This is a genomic window from Oceanobacillus halophilus (genome assembly GCF_003628505.1).
Classification (GTDB): domain Bacteria; phylum Bacillota; class Bacilli; order Bacillales; family Amphibacillaceae; genus Oceanobacillus; species Oceanobacillus halophilus.
In genome coordinates, this window is record NZ_RBZP01000002.1 from 208,423 (window position 1) to 227,650 (window position 19,228).

Consider the following 19,228-nt stretch of genomic DNA (forward strand, 5'->3'; position numbering starts at 1 on the left):
AGGCATTTTGGTTTTCTGTTTTACTTGCTATATAATTGAACTATTTATTTTTTCAACTTAGCTAAAGCATCTGCAAGGGCATTGTTTTTAAATCCGTCATCTTGCTTCAAGTACTTGTTGATATCTTTCTTGGTAACTTTGTGCTGTTTCTCTTTACTTCTTCGTTTATTAAAAGTAGAAACTTTCTCACGATGACCGCATTTACAAGTAAATAATTGCCCCTCGCCTTCCCCGCGAAGTTCCATTCGTTTATGACAATTTGGGCATCTTGCATTGGTTTGTTTCGCAATGTTTTTCTTGTGACCACAGGAACGATCCTGACAAACGAGCATTCGGCCATGTTTATTTTTTACTTCGAGCATTAGTTTTCCGCAATCTGGACATTTAGTTCCTGTCATATTATCATGCTTGAATTTTTCTTCACTGCTTTTAATTTCCGTTACAATTTGTTTTGTGTATCCTTTTATTTCGGAAATGAATTTGTCTTTTTTTAACTTTCCTTCAGCTATGGCACTTAACTTCTGCTCCCATTCTGCAGTTAATGCAGGGGAACGCAAATCAGCTGGTACCAAGTCTAATAGTTGACGGCCTTTCGAAGTGATGAAAATATGTTTTCCTTTTAATTCCAAGTACATGCTATTGAACAGCTTCTCAATAATATCTGCACGTGTAGCAACTGTTCCAATACCCCCTGCCTGATTGATCGTTTTGGCAAGGTGTTTTTCTTCAGAACTCATGTATTTCACTGGGTTTTCCATCGCTTGTAACAAAGCACCTTCTGTAAATCGTTCAGGCGGCTTCGTTTCACCCTGTGTTTGTTTCAATTGAATATGATGGAACGTATCCCCATCATTTATAGCTGGCAAGCGTTGATCATCGTTCGCATCATCGTCTTCAAAGCGGTTGTTATATATTTCTTTCCAACCTTGCTTCTTCACTATTTTTCCTTTAGCAACAACTTTCTCCCCATTAATTTCTGCAAAAACGGTTGTTTGCTCGTATTCATAAGGATCAGACAACACTGCTAAAAATCGCTTCACAACTAAATCATAAATTTTCCTTTCTTTATCATTTAAATCAGAAAGGACTACATGTTGTTCTGTCGGGATAATCGCATGGTGATCCGATACTTTGGAATTATCCACGACGGATTTCGGCAGTTTCATTTCCTTCTTCAAAAGTTTACCGGAAAACTTCGCGTATTCATCAACTCCACAAGCTCTAATTCGATCTTTTAAAGTTGGCACAATATCCGTGGAAATCACTCGTGAATCGGTACGCGGGTATGTTAGTACTTTATGCTGTTCATAAAGCTTTTGCATAATAGATAACGTCTGTTTCCCAGAAAAATTAAATATTCGGTTTGCATCACGCTGCAATTCCGTTAGATCATATAGTGGTGGAGCAAACTTTTTCTTATAGGATTTATTAACATTGGTGATTTTAACTGGTTTATTTTTCATTTTTGTTAGTAAGCTATCTGCTCTTTCTTTAGAAAAGATTCTTGCATTATTCTTGTCATCCTGCCAAATAAACTTAAACCCTTTATTGGTATTTGCTTCGATTCCATAGAATTTTCGAGGATTAAATTCCTTAATCTCTTTCTCTCGCTGTGCCACCATTTCCAGTGTTGGTGTTTGGACACGACCGCTGGAAAGCTGCGCATTAAACTTTGTCGTAAGTGCCCTTGTTGCATTCAGACCAACATACCAGTCCGCTTCTGAGCGAGCAACAGCTGATGCATAAAGATTTTCATAGTTTTTTCCAGGTTTTAAGTTTTTGAATCCGTCACGGATCGCTTTATCGGTTACTGATGAAATCCACAACCGCTTCACCGGTTTTCTAACTCGGGATTTTTCTAAGATCCAGCGTGCAACCAGTTCCCCTTCTCTACCTGCATCTGTAGCGATTACTACATCACCAACGTCTTTACGATTGAGTTGGGTTTTCACCGTGTTAAATTGCTTCCCTGTTTTTTTCATTACAACTAGTTTTAAGTTGGACGGAAGCATTGGTAAATCATCCAGCTTCCAAGTCTTATATTTGTCATCATAAACTTCAGGGTCGGCAAGTGTCACCAAATGTCCCAATGCCCATGTCACAATATATTTCGATCCTTCAAAATAGCCATTGCCCTTTTTAGAACAATTCAGTACACGGGCTATATCACGTCCAACAGAAGGTTTCTCTGCTAGTACAACTGTTTTACTCATATTGAAATTCCTCTCTTTTAAAAACATCTAATTTTTACTTTACCACAGATAATGAAGGTTTGCAGATATTCTATTTATCCGTTTGTTTGTGTCTCCTGATAAATTCCACGATGAACGACAGCCGATCAAGAAGACTAATTCGACATCAACTGAAAGGATATTATTAAATGTTGCATTAATGCAAAAAATGACGCACACCCGCCTCTTGGAATCCATACACTATTTTAGAATATCTACAAAACTAAGGCTTTGCTGAATTTCAGCGATTACCATAGTTGCACCTATGCAGGAGGAATGTTTGATACTTTCCAATCTTGCCAAGTAAAGGAATGGGTTTAAATGCTATATTTTACAGGGTTGTTCTTATTAGTAATTGCAGTTAGTATTGATGGGTTTGGTGTTGGGATAACGTATGGCATGCAAAAAATAAAAGTTCCATTACCTGCACTATTCATCATTATGCTCTGCTCAGGCGCTGTTCTCTTAATATCAATGAGCATTGGAGATATGCTTGAATCATTTATCTCCACAAATATGGCTCAAAATATTGGTGGGTTTATATTAATTTCATTAGGTTTATTCTCCCTATTTAATACTATTCGCTCTAATTTGAATGCAGAAAAAGAAGGGCCAGCCAATCAACCATCTAACAGCAAACTAAGTGAAATTAAGACTGTTCTAGCAACACCCGATAAAGCAGACTTAGATAAATCAGGTAATATTTCTATAGGAGAGGCACTATTGCTTGGTTTTGCATTAGCACTTGATGCATTTGGAGCGGGTATCGGTGCATCACTCTTAGGATATGCACCATTACTAACTGCTTTCCTTATTGCCAGTATGAGCGGAGGTTTTTTATATACTGGAATGAAACTAGGAATGCTTCTAGCTAAAAATCAAAAACTAAAAAAACTCTCTTTCCTTCCCCCCACTTTACTAATAGGACTAGGGATACTAAATATCATTTAAAAAGAAATCGGCCACTTCTGCCGATTTCTTTTATAATTATTCTATAATGCCCTAACAGCACCGCCATCAACAACTAATGTTTGACCTGTGATATAGGTATTGGCACCGGATGCTAAAAATACGATAGCCTTAGCAAATTCCTCAGGCTTTCCATACCGTTTCATTGGAATTGTTTCTTCATCCGCATCAATCACTTGCTCAATTGAACTATTCTGCTTGTCTGCAACCATTTGTTTTAATTCTAAGATTCGGTCGGTTTTAATTGTACCAGGACCCACTGTGTTGATTAAGATATTATCTTGTCCCAGTTCTTGTGCTAATGTTTTGGAGAGACCTACAATACCCGGTCTCATCGTATTGGATAATACCAAATTGTCTAAACTTTGGTAAATGGAAGAAGATGCTAGATTTACAATCGTTCCACGTTTCTGCTTTTGCATGTACGGAACCACTGCACGAATAGTACGAACAAAACTTAATAGGTTTAATTCAAATGCATGATACCAATCATCATCCGTCATATCCAGAAAACTTCCTGCCGGTGGACCTCCTGCATTATTAACGAGAACATCTACCGTCCCATTCCAGGAGACTGCTTTATCAACTAATTCTTTTATGTCATCCTCGTTTTTCATATCACAAACGGTATAATCCACATTAAAATTTCCAGTAACTTGTTTCAGTTCATCAACTGTAGACTTCAATGCATCCTCATTTCGACTGCTTATTAATACGTGTGCCCCTTCCTTAGCAAATTCCATTGCAGAAGCTTTCCCCAAACCTTTACTTGCCGCTGTTACAATAACTGATTTCCCATTTAATTCTAAATCCATCTAACCACCCCTTCATCCATTCTTTAAACAATCTCTATTAAATTATAATTCTATTATATAAGATTTGGCAAAATATCTACAATTTTTCAAAAAAACAAAACAACTCATAGCTAGATTGATTTCCTATGATAAAATATAGTTAGGAGGTTTTTTTATAAGCCTATTTGTGATTGTTTGAACAATACAGAAACAGGAATTTACAGAAGGGAATGTACGATATGAAAAACAGCTCTCACGGAAAATGGTTTCACTTAAATACTCAAGACATCATTGAACAATTAAACACTAATTCGGAAAAAGGACTTGATTCTAAAGAAGCTGTTAAAAGACAAGAATTATATGGAAAAAACGTTTTGTCAGAGACGAAAAGAGAATCCAATTTCAAACGTTTCTTAAAACAATTTCATGATATTCTTATTTACGTCCTGATTTTCGCTGCACTCATCACCACACTACTCCAACAGTACATCGACACCACCGTAATTGTACTTGTTATTATCATCAATGCTTTTATTGGATATATTCAAGAAAATAAAGCAGAAAAAGCCCTCCATTCCATAAAGAAAATGCTTTCGCTACATGCAAATGTCATACGTGATGGGCAGCGTACGAAACTCGGTGCCGATGAATTAGTCGTTGGTGACATTGTATTGCTAAGTGCTGGAGATAAAGTACCAGCAGACATTCGTTTCTTACAATGTCACAATATTAGTATCGATGAGTCCGCACTAACTGGCGAATCTGTTTCCGCAGAAAAGAAAACGGATACACTACCAGAAGATACAGTTCTTGGGGATCGTCAGAACATGGCATTCTCCGGCACATCTGTGACATCTGGAACAGGAATCGGTGTGGTTGTTGAAACTGGGAATGATACGGAACTTGGAAAAATAAATACATCCATCGCCGAAGTGGTTGAAATAAAAACACCTCTCTTACAACAAACGGCAACATTTGGAAAACAAATTTCTATTGCTATTGTTGGTTTAGGAGTAATCATGTTTCTATTTGCCTATTTTCTAAGAGATTATGGAATTGGGGAATTAACGTTATCCATTATAGCCATGATTGTAGCAGCTATTCCAGAAGGATTACCAGCAATCATGTCGATTATCCTAGCAATAGGTGTTCAAAATATGGCTAGTAAAAAAGCGATTGTTAGAAATCTCCCTTCCGTGGAAACGTTAGGATCCGTTTCGGTTATTTGTTCGGACAAAACGGGGACATTAACGAAGAATGAAATGACCGTAAAATCGCTTGTCACTGCATCAAATTCCTATAAAATCACTGGTCTCGGATATACACCTGAAGGAAAAATTTCTTATGATAATAAAGAAGCGGATGTTGAGGGTGATGAAGAATTAAAACGCATTTTATTATGCATGAAAACCGTAAATGATGCAACATTAGCAAAAGATGAAAATCACCATTGGAAAATTCACGGCGAACCAACAGATGGTGCCTTAATTACCTTAGCGGAGAAAGCTAATAAAGAACTTCCCCATCTTCAAAAAGAAGCTAAAATACCATTTGATTCAGAGTACAAATATATGGCCGTCTTAACAACCTACCATGATAGTAAATATATCTTTATTAAAGGTGCACCTGATCGGTTATTTGAAATGGCTGAGTCTACTAATACATTCTCCCGTGAATTTTGGGAAGAAAAAATGCTGGAACTAGCTAAAAAAGGAGAAAGAGTAATTGGCGCAGCTTATAAAAAGGTACCAAGTAATGTTCAAAGTATCCATCATGAAGACTTAAAAGAGGAAGTACATTTTTTAGGATTAGCGGGTATTATTGACCCTCCACGCGAAGAAGCTATTCAAGCTATAGAAGAGTGCAGGAATGCAGGAATTAGAGTGAAAATGATAACAGGAGATCACCCAGAAACTGCCTATGCCATTGGAAAGCAAATGGGTATTGGTAATGGTCACCATGCCCTTGAAGGCAGAAAAATTGATCAGTTATCAGATGAGGAGCTAGCAGAAGCGGTTCAGACATACGACATTTTTGCAAGAACAAGCCCACACAATAAGTTAAGACTAGTGGAAGCTTTGCAAAGTAATGGAGAAATATGTTCGATGACCGGTGATGGAGTCAATGACGCACCATCATTAAAGAAAGCAGATATTGGTGTAGCAATGGGCATCAAAGGGACCGAAGTTGCGAAAGATGCCTCGAAAATGATACTGGTAGATGATAATTTCAAGACCATTGTCAGTGCTGTTGAGGAAGGCAGGAGGGTATATGACAACCTCAAAAAAACAATTCTGTTTATCCTACCAACCAATGGTGCAGAAGCATTACTCGTTGCTGGTAGTATTCTACTTGGAATGTCCATGCCACTTACACCAGTTCAAATTCTGTGGGTGAACATGATAACAGCAGTAACCATTGCTCTATCTCTTGCTTTCGAAGGACTGGAGAAAGGGGCCATGAATCAGCCACCCCGACCTAAGAAATCTCATTTACTAAATGGTTATTATGTATTTCGTATCGCCTATGTTTCGATAATTATCGGAATGACCTGTTTATATCTATTTATTAACCTTTCCAATCTCGGTTACGAACTTCATTTAATCAACACAATTATCTTAAATACCATTGTCTTTGGAGAAATGTTCTATCTATTCAACTGCAGAAACGAATTAGATCCTGCATTTTCTAAAGGATTCTTTACCAATAAAGTAGCCTTTCTCGTTTCAGGCTTGCTCATCCTATTTCAAATCATGATTACCTATGTGCCATTTCTTAATACAGCACTGGGAACAGCACCGATGAAACTATCACACTGGTTCATCCCAATCCTACTAGGTGCTATCGTGTTTTTAGTAGTAGAAGTGGAAAAATGGATGACTAGAAAAGTTAGAAGCTAGCGGGTAGATACAGTAAATATCGCTTCTATTAGTAAAACTGTCTTTTCGTAATTAATGGAATACTGATAAATGAGGTGGGCGCCCATAAATCTCGGCGAACGCCTATAAATCTCGGCAAACGCCCATAAATCTCGGAGAACGCCTATAAATCTCAGCGAACGCCTATAAATCTCGCGAACGCCTATAAATCTCAGCGAACGCCCATAAATCTCAGCGAACGCCTGTAAATCTCGGTGAACGCCTATAAATCTCGACGAACGCCTATAAATCTCGACGAACGCCTATAAATATCGACGAACGCCTATAAATATCGACGAACGCCTATAAATCTCGACGAACGCCTATAAATCTCGACGAACGCCTATAAATCTCGACGAACGCCTATAAATATCGGAGAACGCCTATAAATATCGGAGAACGCCCATAAATATCGGTGAACGCCTATAAATCTCGGTGAACGCCTATAAATCTCGGCGGACGCCCATAAATCTCGACGAACGCCTATAAATCTCAGCGAACGCCTATAAATCTCAGCGAACGCCTATAAATCTCAGCGAACGCCTATAATTCAAAGACGAACGCCTATAATTCAAGACAAGCGCTCATTCTGTTTAAAATTATGGTAATAAAGACAACCTTAAATAATATTTAACAAAATCGTTACAGTAAGAATACTAGAAACAGTTGCTATAAACGTAATGCTTGATACTAATTCTGGTTCTGTGTCAAATTCGATTGCATACATCGTAGTCGTTGCCGCGGTCGGCATTGCAGAAATGATAATAAGCACTGCTCCTATCAATGGATCCACATTTAGAAAATGGACAAAAGCAAACGCAAATAAAGGCGCAGCAATCATTTTCAACGTAACTGCCGACGTTATCACTTGCCAATTCAACTTAATCCCTGTGATTGAGCCCAATTGCATCCCAAGCATAATCATCATAACAGGAATCGCCGCATCCCCTACCATAGCAATCGTAGAATGAATAGATTCAGAAATTCCTATATTTAAATATTGAAAGATAAAAGCAAGAATCATTGCATACGTCGTTGGCATTTTTAATACATTTTGAACAGCTCTCTTCATTCCACTAGAACTGCGAGAAGCATAATAAATACCAAAAAAGTTATTTTGTAACCCCTGCACAACCATAATAAATACAGCATAAGGTAATGCGGCAGGACCTAGACTAAAGATAACAACGGGAAGGCCATAATTCCCCGAATTCATAAAACCGGTCGCCAAAATTGATGCACTCTCTATATTTTGAGACCATTTAAAAATTCTTGCCAGTAGTTTATTTAAAAATACCATCAAGAAAAACAACACAAACATATACACAATAATAATGACATATCCACTATTAAATTCTGCATCGTATAAAGATGTAAAAACTAACGCTGGTGACAATATATAAAGACATACAGCAGAAACTGATTTCACATCTAACACTCGTATTCTTTGAAGAACAAAACCTGAAACAAAGACAAGCATTATTGGTAAGATAACATTTAAAAACAAACTCATTATTCCATCTCCATATTACTACATCAGTTATAAAACTATTAATTAGTTTATCATATATACTAGTTTTTGAAGAGAGAAATTGCTCTCTCGAACCAAACATACCTTTACCATTTGACAAACCTTTCGAAATAAGATATAGTTATAAAGTTATAATCAAAGTAACAACTAAGTGTTTCTGGCATTCTACAGTGTTTTTGTTGATGCTTATTCACACTGGCGCGTCTAAGGGGACGCAAGGACGTAAGAGTAGGTAGGGCTTACGTTGCTTAAGTTAGAGAACAACATTGAAAGACGTAAGCGACCGCATAGCGACGTATGAACTGGACTGAGCCGCAGGAGATAAAGGAAACACGATGAACGAAGTGAATCGATGTTGACTTATCGTACGGAGGTTGCACTAGTCGCTGGGAGCTGAAGTTGGACAGGTGGAACTTGTACCGCGGTTAAGAGAAATAGTGATGCTTAAATTTCCCACCCGAAAAAAAATCGGGGATTAAAAAAATATAAACTTATGTGTTACTTTTTAATGAAAGGGGTACTCTTTTTAATAGGGTATCCCTTTTCCAATACATATTATAAGCAACAATCTTATAAAAAAAAGCCTAATTAAAAGAAAGAAGGTTACTTATGAATACATTAAAGATTGGTACTATCCAAACCATGATGGTACTTCGAAAAATCGAAACAGGATATGTTTTAGAAAAAGACGGAGAACAAGCTCTCCTCCATCTCAATGAAACAGATAAGGAACATGAAGAAGGACAAGAAATCAGTGTATTTTTATATACAGATAAAAAAGGAAATACAACGGCAACTACTACATTGCCACAAATCCAAGTGGATGCTTATGATTGGGCTGAAGTAGTTGAAGTGATTCCTAAATTAGGTGCATTTGTAAATATTGGCATCGCCAAAGACTTTCTTGTATCCAACGATGATTTGCCTTTGTATCAAAAAGTATGGCCAAAACCAGGTGACAAATTATATGTTACGTTAGGGTTCGATCAAAAGGGGCGATTACTTGCCATACCCGCTACGGAAGGGGTCTTGTACCGTGAATTTGAAACAGTACAAGAAGATAATTTGCTAAACAAACCTGTAAATGGAAGAGTTTATCATACAAGTAGAGAAGGTTCCGCAATTATTACAGAAGAAAATTTCCGAGGATTCATCCATCATACAGAACGGAAAGAGGAGCCTCGTCTTGGGGAGCTCGTTAACGGCCGCATTATTGAAGTAAAGGGTGATGGTACTGTTAATGTCTCATTAAGACCACTCAAACAACATGGAATGATTGATGATGCTGAAGTAATTCTTGAGCAATTAAAAGAAAATGAGGGTGTTATTCCTTTTAGTGATAAAAGTGATCCAGAAGATATTCGTGGAACATTCAATATTAGTAAAGCAGCATTTAAACGTGCACTTGGTAAATTATTGAAAGAAGAAAAAATTGAACAACGTGATGGTAAGACTTATTTAAAATGATAATTTACGCCTAATCCTTAGAATATCTAAGAATTAGGCATTTTTTATATTCGTTTGGAAGAAATCGCCTTTCTTACCTTTCCCAGTGCGATCTTCCCAGCTTCTTTTCGAGCAAATAACACATTTACGTAGATGGCATCCACAATACTCAATTGAGCAATTCGTGAAGCAAGTGCTTCTGAACGATACTCGGTTTCTTCAGAAAATGTAGGTAAAATAACCTGTACCTGTTCGCTTAATGTAGTCTTTGCAAAATTGGTTATCGCAATCGCCTTCACATTATTTTTCTTAAGAATTTCTAAAATATCTAATACATCTCTTGTCGTACCAGAATGCGAAATAAGAATCGCAACATCCTCCTCTTTTAATTGGGAAGCAGACATAGTTTGCATATGTGTATCTGATTGAGTATAGACAGATAATCCAGTACGAATCAGTTTATGATATGCGTCATGAGCAATAACATTAGAACCCCCACAGCCGAAAATTTCTATTTTTCTTGCTGATAATAGTAAATCTACCGCTTCTTTCATTGCTTCAGCAGGAAGAATTTTTAGCGTGTCTTCCAATGTTTTCATGTTCGAATGAAAAATTTTTTCTGTAATGGTAGCCTCACTATCTGTTTCCAGAATTGTCTCGTGAATATCTTTAATTGGTTCTACTAATTCTGCTGCTAAGGCAATTTTCATCGCTTGATACCCTTTAAAACCAATTCTTTTACAAAAGCGAAAAACAGTTGAAACAGCTATTCCTATTTCATCTGCCACTTCATTAATTGTTCCATTCACAATACGGTGAGGATCATCCAAGATATAATCGGCAATTTTTTGTTCTGTTTCGTTAAATGTATTATAGAAAGATCGAATTCGAATGAGACAATGTTTTTTCTCTTCTGACATAGTAGACTACCTCCTTAGATTACTTGGCTGTCATTAGGCTTTTTCTGCGCAAACAATTGTTGCCTCACTTACTGATGAAAAAGTCGCAGAATACATTAATTTCTATCTTAATATAAATAACGAGAAAAAGAAATATATTTCTTAAACACTTTAAAATAAAAAAATATTTTTCTTATAAACAGTTGTATTCGAAAATATTTTCATGTATTATTTATGTATAGAAATGCAAAATACTTGTCCATTGGAGGATACAACGATGAAACTAGCAATGATAGGTTTAGGAAAAATGGGATTAAATTTAACTTACAATTTAATAGATAGTGGTCATCAAGTGGTTGCATTTGACCTTTCAGAAATATCAATGAAGCAAGCCGAGCAATATGGGGCAACTACTACTGAGTCTATTTCCAACCTTGTTCAACAGCTAGAAGCACCACGCGTGATATGGATGATGGTTCCTGCAGGCAATCCGACAGAAAAGCTGGTTGCCGATTTAAGTGAAATCATCGCCCCTGGCGACATTTTAATAGATGGCGGTAATTCAAACTATAAAGAATCCATCCAACGCTCTCAACAACTAGAAGCAAAAGGAATTCATTATTTAGATGTAGGAACAAGTGGCGGCATGGAAGGAGCCAGAGATGGCGCATGTACGATGATAGGTGGAAATGAGAAAGCATTCCAGCATGTCGAAAAACTTTTCGCGGATATCTGTGTAGAAAACGGGTATCTTTATACTGGTAAATCTGGCAGTGGCCACTTCCTAAAAATGGTACATAATGGAATCGAATATGGAATGATGCAAGCAATTGGCGAAGGATTTGACATATTAGAAAAAAGTGAATTTGATTATGATTATGAAAAAGTAGCTAAACTATGGAATAACGGTTCTGTCATTCGTTCATGGTTGATGGAACTAATGGAAGAAGCATTTAAACAAGATGGACACTTAGATGACATTAAAGGTATTGTCCATTCTTCTGGTGAAGGAAAGTGGACTGTTGAAACAGCGCTAGACTTACAAGTCGCAGCACCAGTAATTGCCATGTCATTAATGATGAGAAACCGTTCATTAGAAACAGATACATTTACTGGGAAAGTCGTTGCAGCTTTGAGAAATCAATTTGGTGGACATGCAGTTTCAAAAAGTTAAAGAATCCTTACCTTTAAAGTATTTCTCCATAAACAAAAGCACAAGCGCCCGTTTAGCGACGTATAGAATGCGCCTGGCCATGCCAGGTGGTTCGATGTTTCCACGCAAAGTGGCGAGTTTAATCGAACATTCCCCACAAGAGATATAGGAAACACGATGAGCGTATGCGAATCAATGTTGACTTATCGTACGGAGGTGAAGGAAATTTACTAGTCGCTGGGCGCTGGAGCTGGAGTGGCCATTCATGCATGTTATCCACATCTTGCCTATTTTTATAATTTCCTAAAAGATTAAAAAAAGAGCGATCTCTCGCTCTTTTCTTCCTTTTATGCATTTGCATTTTGATACGCATCGAATATGGATGTAAATATAAATCCTATAGCTGCTGAGAATAGACATGCTATGCCCCATCCACCAACTGGTGCCCCCATCAATTCATTATCTGCAAACCCTGATGTGAACACGAATGCAAAACCTACAATTGCTAATAAAAATGCTGGTATATACGCCGTGTATTTCTCTTTAGGTGTTGCTTTAACTAAAAGCAAACTTAATACAAATGCTACAAAAGCCAAAATACCACCAATTGTTAAGACTGATTGAATCATCCAACTCACCCCATATATTTTCTTATGTAAATACTATTATAACTATATTTAAGTTTACAATCCAACGTCAACAAAGTCAATCGCACTGTACCTTATTTTTCAATTTCGAACAAATCATCCAGTTTCTTCGTTACATAGGCATGACTATCCTGTACCCCAAGGTTATAAAAGACTGGAGCAATTTCTTCCATAATGAAATCCAAAAATAGCATCGCTTTTAAATCCCCAATATTTTCATCCATTTCTTTTTCAAAGTATGCTTGGATACTTTCAACCAGCTCTTCTTTCTTATCCTTCTCTAATTTAAATTTCGATTTCACTGAACTCGCCTCCCTACATACTATCAGCGTATATTAGATATTCGTTTAAAACAACTCAGGTATCTAAAATTTTTTTGTACCAATATTAGTAGACTCTCTATCATTTTATGAGTGCCTGCTTTTACTTTTCAATGGGCTATTCTGAATTAAAGATATTTACAGTCTATGTAAAATGTAAAGTAAAGTCATGTTAAAAGAGCTTTTCAATAACTTCACTTATCTTTTACACAAGTAACAGCACAAGATACTATAACCACGTATTCTTTTATGCTAAACTATCGGTAAATCAAATAATTAAAAGGGAGTTCAACATGACATATAAGGCAGTTTTCTTAGACATTGATGGAACAATTTTAAGACCTGATCATACCTATTCAAATAAAACAAAAGATGCAATCATCCAGCTTCAAGAACAAGATATAGAGGTATTCCTTGCAACAGGCAGACCTATTCATGAAATCAAAGAACTTGCACAAGAATTAAATATTGATTCCTTTATCGGATATAACGGCGCACATGCTATCTACAATAATGAAACGATTGTTGATGAGCCAATGCATAAGGATCATGTAAATCAATTTGTAAATATTTCAATGGAACAAAATCATGAAATTGTTATGTATACGAACAGAAAGAATTACTTTACAAATCCAGATAGTCCGACATCACAGCATTTTAAAGAAGCGTTTCAAATGAATAAAAATGAAAAGTATACATCAGAAATTGCAAACCAAATCCTGGGAATGACTGTAATGACACCAGATCCTACACAGAATTCGCTTTACCAGCTTGATGAAAATATCAGACTTTCTCAGGTAAACATAAATGGTTTAAAACATGCCTATGACGTTATTCGCAACAATGTAAACAAAGGGGAAGCAATTAAAAAATCCCTTCAACGTTTGAATATACCGATAGAACAAGCAATTGCTTTTGGTGATGGCATGAATGATAAAGAAATGCTCCAAGCGGTTGGGGAAGGTTTTGCAATGGGAAATGCGAATCCCGACTTATTTCAATATGCAAAGCATCGTACAACTACGGTAAGTGAAGATGGAATTTTTTATGGGTTAGAAAAGTTGGGATTATTAAAATAATAGCTCCACCTTAGATATGCAAAAAGTTAAAGTAGAAACACACTCGAATTCATAAAGAATTTGCAGTGTGTTTTTATTTATAAAATACACTAAGAAAGGGCACTACATTTATAACAAAGGAGTATGGTCTCCTCTGGATTTAAAGGTGTTCCTCCATTTTATAGGCGTTCCTTCATTTTTATAGGCGTTCCTTCATTTTTATAGGCGTTCCTTCGCTTTTATAGGCGTTCCTTCGCTTTTATAGGCGCTCCTTCGCTTTTATAGGCGCTCCTTCATTTTTATAGGCGCTCCTTCGCTTTTATAGGCGCTCCTTCATTTTTATAGGCGCTCCTTCGCTTTTATAGGCGCTCCTTCATTTTTATAGGCGCTCCTTCGCTTTTATAGGCGCTCCTTCATTTTTATAGGCGCTCCTTCGCTTTTATAGGCGCTCCTTCATTTTTATAGGCGCTCCTTCGCTTTTATAGGCGCTCCTTCATTTTTATAGGCGCTCCTTCGCTTTTATAGGCGCTCCTTCATTTTTATAGGCGCTCCTTCGCTTTTATAGGCGCTATCCGGAGTTTATATACTCACTTAGTTTATAACTAATAAAAGATAAAGCGAAAAGGACCTACCATATTTTCACAAGAAGAAACCACCATACACCAGCGCTCCTGCAATAACAAATGCAGGATGAACTTTCCATCTCTCAATCAAGAAATAACTCAATAGAATAATAATAGCTGTCTGAATCCATCCTATCCCCAAATACGATTCTTTTATAAAACTCCAAGTTAAGACCCCGAGCAAAATAGCAATTACCGGCTGTACAAACAGAGTCAAACGCTTTACTTTAGGTGAGTTTTTGTATTTAAGTAAAATATTCCCTAATAAAATCATTAAAATAAGAGACGGAGCAACAGTTGCAAAAATACCAATCACAGAGCCAAGTACACCACCAACTTCAAAGCCAATATATCCAGCTAATTTGGGAGCAATTGGAGCAGGAAGCGAGTTTCCTAGTGCCAGCACTTCACTAAACTCTTGCACAGTCATCCACTCATAACGCCTTACTACTTCATTTTCAACAAGGGGTATAGATGCAGGGCCGCCACCATAACCTAATATTCCTGGAATAAAAAATGCTAAAAATATTTGCCAATAAATCATGAGGCATTTCCTTTCTTATCATTTTTAGATTTATCTTTTAATGACAGTGCTAAAATTAATAAAAGAGCAATTACAATTCCAGGATGAATATTTAACCATTGCAAAACGATAAATATAAGTAAGAAAGCGATAATTGCTCTTGGCCAACCAAACCCTTTACCTGCTTTTTTCATGAATTGCCACGTTAGCACAGCCATCATCATCCCAACTACTGGTACAACACCTGCCGTCATCCCCTGTACCCAATCAAAATCTTTAAAGGACGATAATGAAGTTAACAGAATAATCATAAGAACAATCATGGGTACGATATTCGCCAATATGGCATTTGCCATTCCCAGAATTCCTGAAACACGATACCCTATGTATCCTGCCATTTTTGTTGCAATTGGTCCTGGTAATGTGTTCCCTATCGCAAGTACATCTCCAAATTCCTCATCGTCCATCCATTTGTATTTCTCCACAACTTCTTTTTGAATCAATGGGATGGAAGCTGGTCCTCCACCGAATCCAAGAATTCCAACCCGGAAAAATGCAATAAAAATATTCCACTGTTTTTTCATATGTCACGAACCTTTTTCTTCAAATTAAGAAATCGGCTAAATGCCGATTTTCCGCTGTATCTCTTTTTACCAAGCAGCTATAGTACCATCTGTTCTAGACTCAGAACCGCCAGTTAATACTCCAGTATTAGGGTTACGCCAGATTATTTGACCTCTACCAAAACTGTTTGGTTCCAACTGGATGTTTATATCATGCCCTTTATTCTTTAATTGTTGTGCAAGATGATGATGAAAACGATCTTCCACCTCTACTTTTTTCTCCTTCATCCATTGCCATCTTGGGGCATCTAAGGCAGCCTGTGGATGCAGTCCAAAATCAATGGTATTCATAACAACCTGCACATGACCTTGGGGCTGCATAAAACCCCCCATGACCCCAAATGGGCCAACTGCTTGATTATCCTTCGTTAAAAATCCAGGAATGATAGTATGGTACGTTCGTTTTCCACCTTGCAAAGCATTCACATGATTCCGATCCATCGAAAAATTATGTCCACGATTTTGCAAGGAAATTCCTGTCCCAGGAACGACTATCCCTGAACCAAAGCCCATGTAATTACTTTGAATAAAGGATACCATATTGCCTTCATTATCAGCCGTTGCTAAGTAAACCGTACCACTCATTGTAGGCTCCCCTGCTTCTGGCATTCTAGCTTCTTCACCGATAAGAGACCTTCTATTTGCTGCATAACTTTCACTCAAAATTTCTTCTACAGAAAGTTTCATGTATTTATCCTCTGTTACATGCTTCTCGGCATCAGCAAATGCTAGTTTGATAGCTTCAATTTGTTTATGATAAGTTTCTATTGTATCTTTAGCAGAAAAGTCGAATCCTTTTAGGATGTTTAACGCTTCTAGTGCGACTATCCCCTGTCCATTAGGTGGGATCTCCCACACATCATAACCACGGTAATTGATATGGATAGGATCTACCCAATCTGGTTTGAATTCAGCTAAATCTTCTGCTGTAAGATATCCACCGGTTTGGTGAGAGAACAATGAAATTTTTTCCGCTATTTCCCCACGATAAAAAGACTCTCCATTTGTTTCAGCGATTTCCTGTAATGTATTTGCATGATCAGGAGATGACCAGATTTCACCAACTTTCGGTGCTCTCCCACTTGGAGCAAATGTTTTAAACCAATTGTTGAAAACATCTTCTGTAAGTTCTTCCTTATATGTATGATAAGCATTTTCCCAATACTTTCCTAACGTTGGAGAAACGGGGTAACCTTCTCTTGCGTATATTATTGCCGGCTTAAGTACTTCTGTTAATGGTAATTTTCCAAAACGTGCAGATAACTCCGCCCATGCTCCTGGTGCTCCTGGTACGGTAACCGGCACCCAACCATGTGTCGGAATTTCCTCTAAGCCCTTCTCTTTTAAGATATCAATGGATATAGATTTTGGTGAACGACCACTACTATTCAGTCCATGAAGTTTTCCTTTTGTCCAAACTAGAGCAAAGGCATCACTACCAATTCCATTAGAAGTCGGTTCTACTACGGTTAAACAAGCTGCAGTAGCAATGGCAGCGTCAATAGCATTCCCACCTTTTTTTAAAATGTCCAAACCTGCTTGAGCAGCTAGTGGCTGGGAAGTAGCTACCATCCCGTTCTTAGCATATTTTGAGTTACTAGCTATTGGATATGGATTCGATTGATGGTTAATAGATAACAAAATATACCCTCCTTTTATACGAAATTATCTGAATTATATATAATCGTAATGAATTATCGGTTATGTGTCAATTATTATCTAATGGAACCAACTCAGCTGCTTAAATAAGGCAATTTCCTGATATCCACATTTCCACCGGACAACACACAAACAACCTTCTTATCCTTCACACCCAACTTATTATTTATAGCAGCTGCTACTGTCACAGCGCTTGAAGGCTCTATCAATTGCTTCATTCGTTCCAATACAAAAGCTTGTGCCTGCTTTATCTCATCTTCTGAAACAAGCTGGATATCATCTAGGTACTTTTGAATAACCGGATATGTCATGTTCCCTGGTTGACTGGTTCTGAGTCCATCGGCAATAGTTGAAGTTGGAGGAATGGCAGTTATTTTATTATTTTTTAAAGAAAGGAATGTATCATTGGCTGTTTGTGGTTCAACCCCGATGACCTTTACCTTTGGCTTTGTTTGCTTAATTGCGGTTAGAATGCCAGATATTAGCCCTCCACCACCAATTGGTACTACGACTACATCTACACATTCCAATTGCTCCAAAATCTCTAAGCCTATGGTACCTTGGCCCGCCATAATGAATGGATCATCATATGGCGGGATAAAAACTCCATTATGTTCACGTGCTAATACCTTTGCTCTTGGTAGCCTTTCTGCAGACGTCGTCCCACACTTTTCTATTGTTCCTCCATAAGCTTTAATAGCATTTAGTTTGCTTTCGTTTGCATCGACAGGAACTACTATAGTTGCGGAAACCCCTAGTTGATTGGCAATATACGCAACTGCCTGCCCATGATTTCCACTGGATGCGGCTGTAATAAATGTCGCACCTTGTTTTACTGCTTGCTTTACCTTATTCGTAGCCCCACGAATTTTAAATGAACCTGTTTTCTGTAAATGTTCTCCTTTAAAATACATCTGATTCCCACAAATTTCACTTAGCTGAGCAGAATATAACATCGGAGTTTCGTGAATCACACCTTCAATATTTTCACGTGCTTGTAAAATGTCATGTACAATAATCATTGGTAGATTCCTTCCTACTTTAATTTTTAAGTAAAGAGCGAATGAATTCTATACTTTTCTCGGAAATGAGTTCCTTATCATTGTCTAATGTTGCAACATGATAGCTATTTTTAAGTTCAACGATTGATTTATTTTCAGAAGATATTCGATTATATATTTCCACTGAATTTTCAGGTGGTACAACATGATCTACTTCTGATTTGAATATAAGAGATGGAGATGTAACCTTTCCTAAATTTTCTCTCACCTGCTTTGATAGTTCCATTAAATCACTCATTGATTTTACTGGTGTTCTCTTGTACGCTAACTCGATGACATTTTCTTGTTTGATATCCGATCCAATTCCTTCAACAAATCTGGTATCTCCTTTAGATAATTGTTCATAGTTATCATTCATATCTGGCATGTTTATTGCTGCGTTTATCGGCATAACTCCTTTTATTTCTGGGTGCTTTTCTGCTAAATACAAGGTTAATGTCCCACCCATGGACAATCCGGTTACGAAAATAGTAGAACAGGTTTCTTTTAGTTTTTCCAGCCCACCTTCTACATTATTTATCCAGTCTTTGAAACTTGCTTTTTCCATATTTTCCGGTGTCGTTCCATGACCTTTCAATCTTGGTCCATAAACAGTATATCCAGCTTCAGCAATTCTTTCTCCTAAAAACCGCATACTTTGCGTGGTTCCAGTAAATCCATGGATCACCAATACCCCAACATCATTACCTTTTAAATAGAACTCTTCCGCACCTTTTAATACTTTTTCACCCATTAACATTTCCTCCCCCTTTTTAGGCTCTTTAATTAGCTTT

16 protein-coding genes are annotated in these 19,228 nt (G+C 37.2%); 5 read left to right on the forward strand and 11 right to left on the reverse strand.

Annotated elements, in window-relative coordinates; all coding sequences use genetic code 11:
- Nucleotides 1-44 precede the first annotated feature (44 nt).
- The gene (locus tag D8M06_RS05035) at nucleotides 45-2,213 is read right to left on the reverse strand and encodes a DNA topoisomerase III (protein WP_121203267.1); all 2,169 of its coding nucleotides are present in this window, start codon (nucleotides 2,211-2,213) and stop codon (nucleotides 45-47) included.
- 339 nt (nucleotides 2,214-2,552) lie between these two features.
- Between D8M06_RS05035 and ytaF the strand changes: the two genes are divergently transcribed.
- Nucleotides 2,553-3,182, forward strand: a complete 630-nt coding sequence (gene ytaF / locus D8M06_RS05040; protein WP_121203268.1) for a sporulation membrane protein YtaF — start codon at nucleotides 2,553-2,555, stop codon at nucleotides 3,180-3,182.
- Nucleotides 3,183-3,223: 41 nt separating this feature from the next.
- Here ytaF and D8M06_RS05045 read toward each other — a convergent pair whose 3' ends face one another.
- On the reverse strand, nucleotides 3,224-4,015 hold the full coding sequence (locus D8M06_RS05045) for an SDR family oxidoreductase (RefSeq protein WP_121203269.1): 792 nt from the start codon (nucleotides 4,013-4,015) through the stop codon (nucleotides 3,224-3,226).
- Nucleotides 4,016-4,233: 218 nt separating this feature from the next.
- Between D8M06_RS05045 and D8M06_RS05050 the strand changes: the two genes are divergently transcribed.
- Nucleotides 4,234-6,894, forward strand: coding sequence for a cation-transporting P-type ATPase (locus tag D8M06_RS05050; protein WP_206613283.1), 2,661 nt, complete (start codon nucleotides 4,234-4,236; stop codon nucleotides 6,892-6,894).
- A gap of 637 nt (nucleotides 6,895-7,531) precedes the next feature.
- Here the strand turns inward: D8M06_RS05050 and D8M06_RS05055 are convergent.
- Entirely contained in the window at nucleotides 7,532-8,425 is an 894-nt protein-coding gene (locus D8M06_RS05055) for an AEC family transporter (protein ID WP_121203270.1), read from the reverse strand.
- A gap of 627 nt (nucleotides 8,426-9,052) precedes the next feature.
- On the opposite strand from D8M06_RS05055, the gene D8M06_RS05060 reads away from it, so the two are divergent.
- On the forward strand, nucleotides 9,053-9,910 hold the full coding sequence (locus D8M06_RS05060) for a CvfB family protein (protein WP_121203271.1): 858 nt from the start codon (nucleotides 9,053-9,055) through the stop codon (nucleotides 9,908-9,910).
- Nucleotides 9,911-9,954: 44 nt separating this feature from the next.
- Here the strand turns inward: D8M06_RS05060 and D8M06_RS05065 are convergent, their stop codons facing one another.
- Entirely contained in the window at nucleotides 9,955-10,809 is an 855-nt protein-coding gene (locus D8M06_RS05065; protein ID WP_121203272.1) for a MurR/RpiR family transcriptional regulator, read from the reverse strand.
- A gap of 256 nt (nucleotides 10,810-11,065) precedes the next feature.
- Between D8M06_RS05065 and gnd the strand changes: the two genes are divergently transcribed.
- Entirely contained in the window at nucleotides 11,066-11,962 is an 897-nt protein-coding gene (gene gnd / locus D8M06_RS05070) for a phosphogluconate dehydrogenase (NAD(+)-dependent, decarboxylating) (protein WP_121203273.1), read from the forward strand.
- 326 nt (nucleotides 11,963-12,288) lie between these two features.
- On the opposite strand, the gene D8M06_RS05075 is transcribed toward gnd, so the two are convergent.
- Both D8M06_RS05075 and D8M06_RS05080 read right to left on the reverse strand, forming a co-directional pair.
- Nucleotides 12,289-12,570 carry a hypothetical protein gene (locus D8M06_RS05075; protein ID WP_121203274.1) on the reverse strand — a complete coding sequence of 94 codons (282 nt, stop codon included), beginning with the start codon at nucleotides 12,568-12,570 and terminating at the stop codon, nucleotides 12,289-12,291.
- 92 nt (nucleotides 12,571-12,662) lie between these two features.
- A complete protein-coding gene (locus D8M06_RS05080) occupies nucleotides 12,663-12,890 on the reverse strand; it encodes a DUF2164 domain-containing protein (protein WP_121203275.1) in 228 nt (75 codons plus the stop codon).
- Nucleotides 12,891-13,201: 311 nt separating this feature from the next.
- Between D8M06_RS05080 and D8M06_RS05085 the strand changes: the two genes are divergently transcribed.
- Nucleotides 13,202-13,987 carry an HAD family hydrolase gene (locus tag D8M06_RS05085; protein WP_121203276.1) on the forward strand — a complete coding sequence of 262 codons (786 nt, stop codon included), beginning with the start codon at nucleotides 13,202-13,204 and terminating at the stop codon, nucleotides 13,985-13,987.
- Nucleotides 13,988-14,605: 618 nt separating this feature from the next.
- Here D8M06_RS05085 and D8M06_RS05090 read toward each other — a convergent pair.
- From D8M06_RS05090 to D8M06_RS05110, 5 genes are all read right to left on the reverse strand, one after another.
- Entirely contained in the window at nucleotides 14,606-15,133 is a 528-nt protein-coding gene (locus D8M06_RS05090) for a chromate transporter (protein WP_121203277.1), read from the reverse strand.
- Nucleotides 15,130-15,696 (reverse strand): chromate transporter, encoded by a 567-nt coding sequence (locus D8M06_RS05095; RefSeq protein WP_121203278.1) that lies wholly within the window; start codon nucleotides 15,694-15,696, stop codon nucleotides 15,130-15,132. Before D8M06_RS05095 ends, D8M06_RS05090 begins: the two co-directional genes overlap by 4 nt.
- 66 nt (nucleotides 15,697-15,762) lie before the next feature.
- Nucleotides 15,763-17,367, reverse strand: a complete 1,605-nt coding sequence (locus tag D8M06_RS05100; RefSeq protein WP_421904206.1) for a gamma-glutamyltransferase family protein — start codon at nucleotides 17,365-17,367, stop codon at nucleotides 15,763-15,765.
- Between the two features lie 101 nt (nucleotides 17,368-17,468).
- Nucleotides 17,469-18,416: a threonine ammonia-lyase gene (locus tag D8M06_RS05105; RefSeq protein WP_121203279.1), complete on the reverse strand. Its 948-nt coding sequence runs from the start codon at nucleotides 18,414-18,416 to the stop codon at nucleotides 17,469-17,471.
- A gap of 19 nt (nucleotides 18,417-18,435) precedes the next feature.
- Nucleotides 18,436-19,188, reverse strand: coding sequence for an alpha/beta hydrolase (locus tag D8M06_RS05110; protein ID WP_121203280.1), 753 nt, complete (start codon nucleotides 19,186-19,188; stop codon nucleotides 18,436-18,438).
- Nucleotides 19,189-19,228 lie beyond the last annotated feature (40 nt).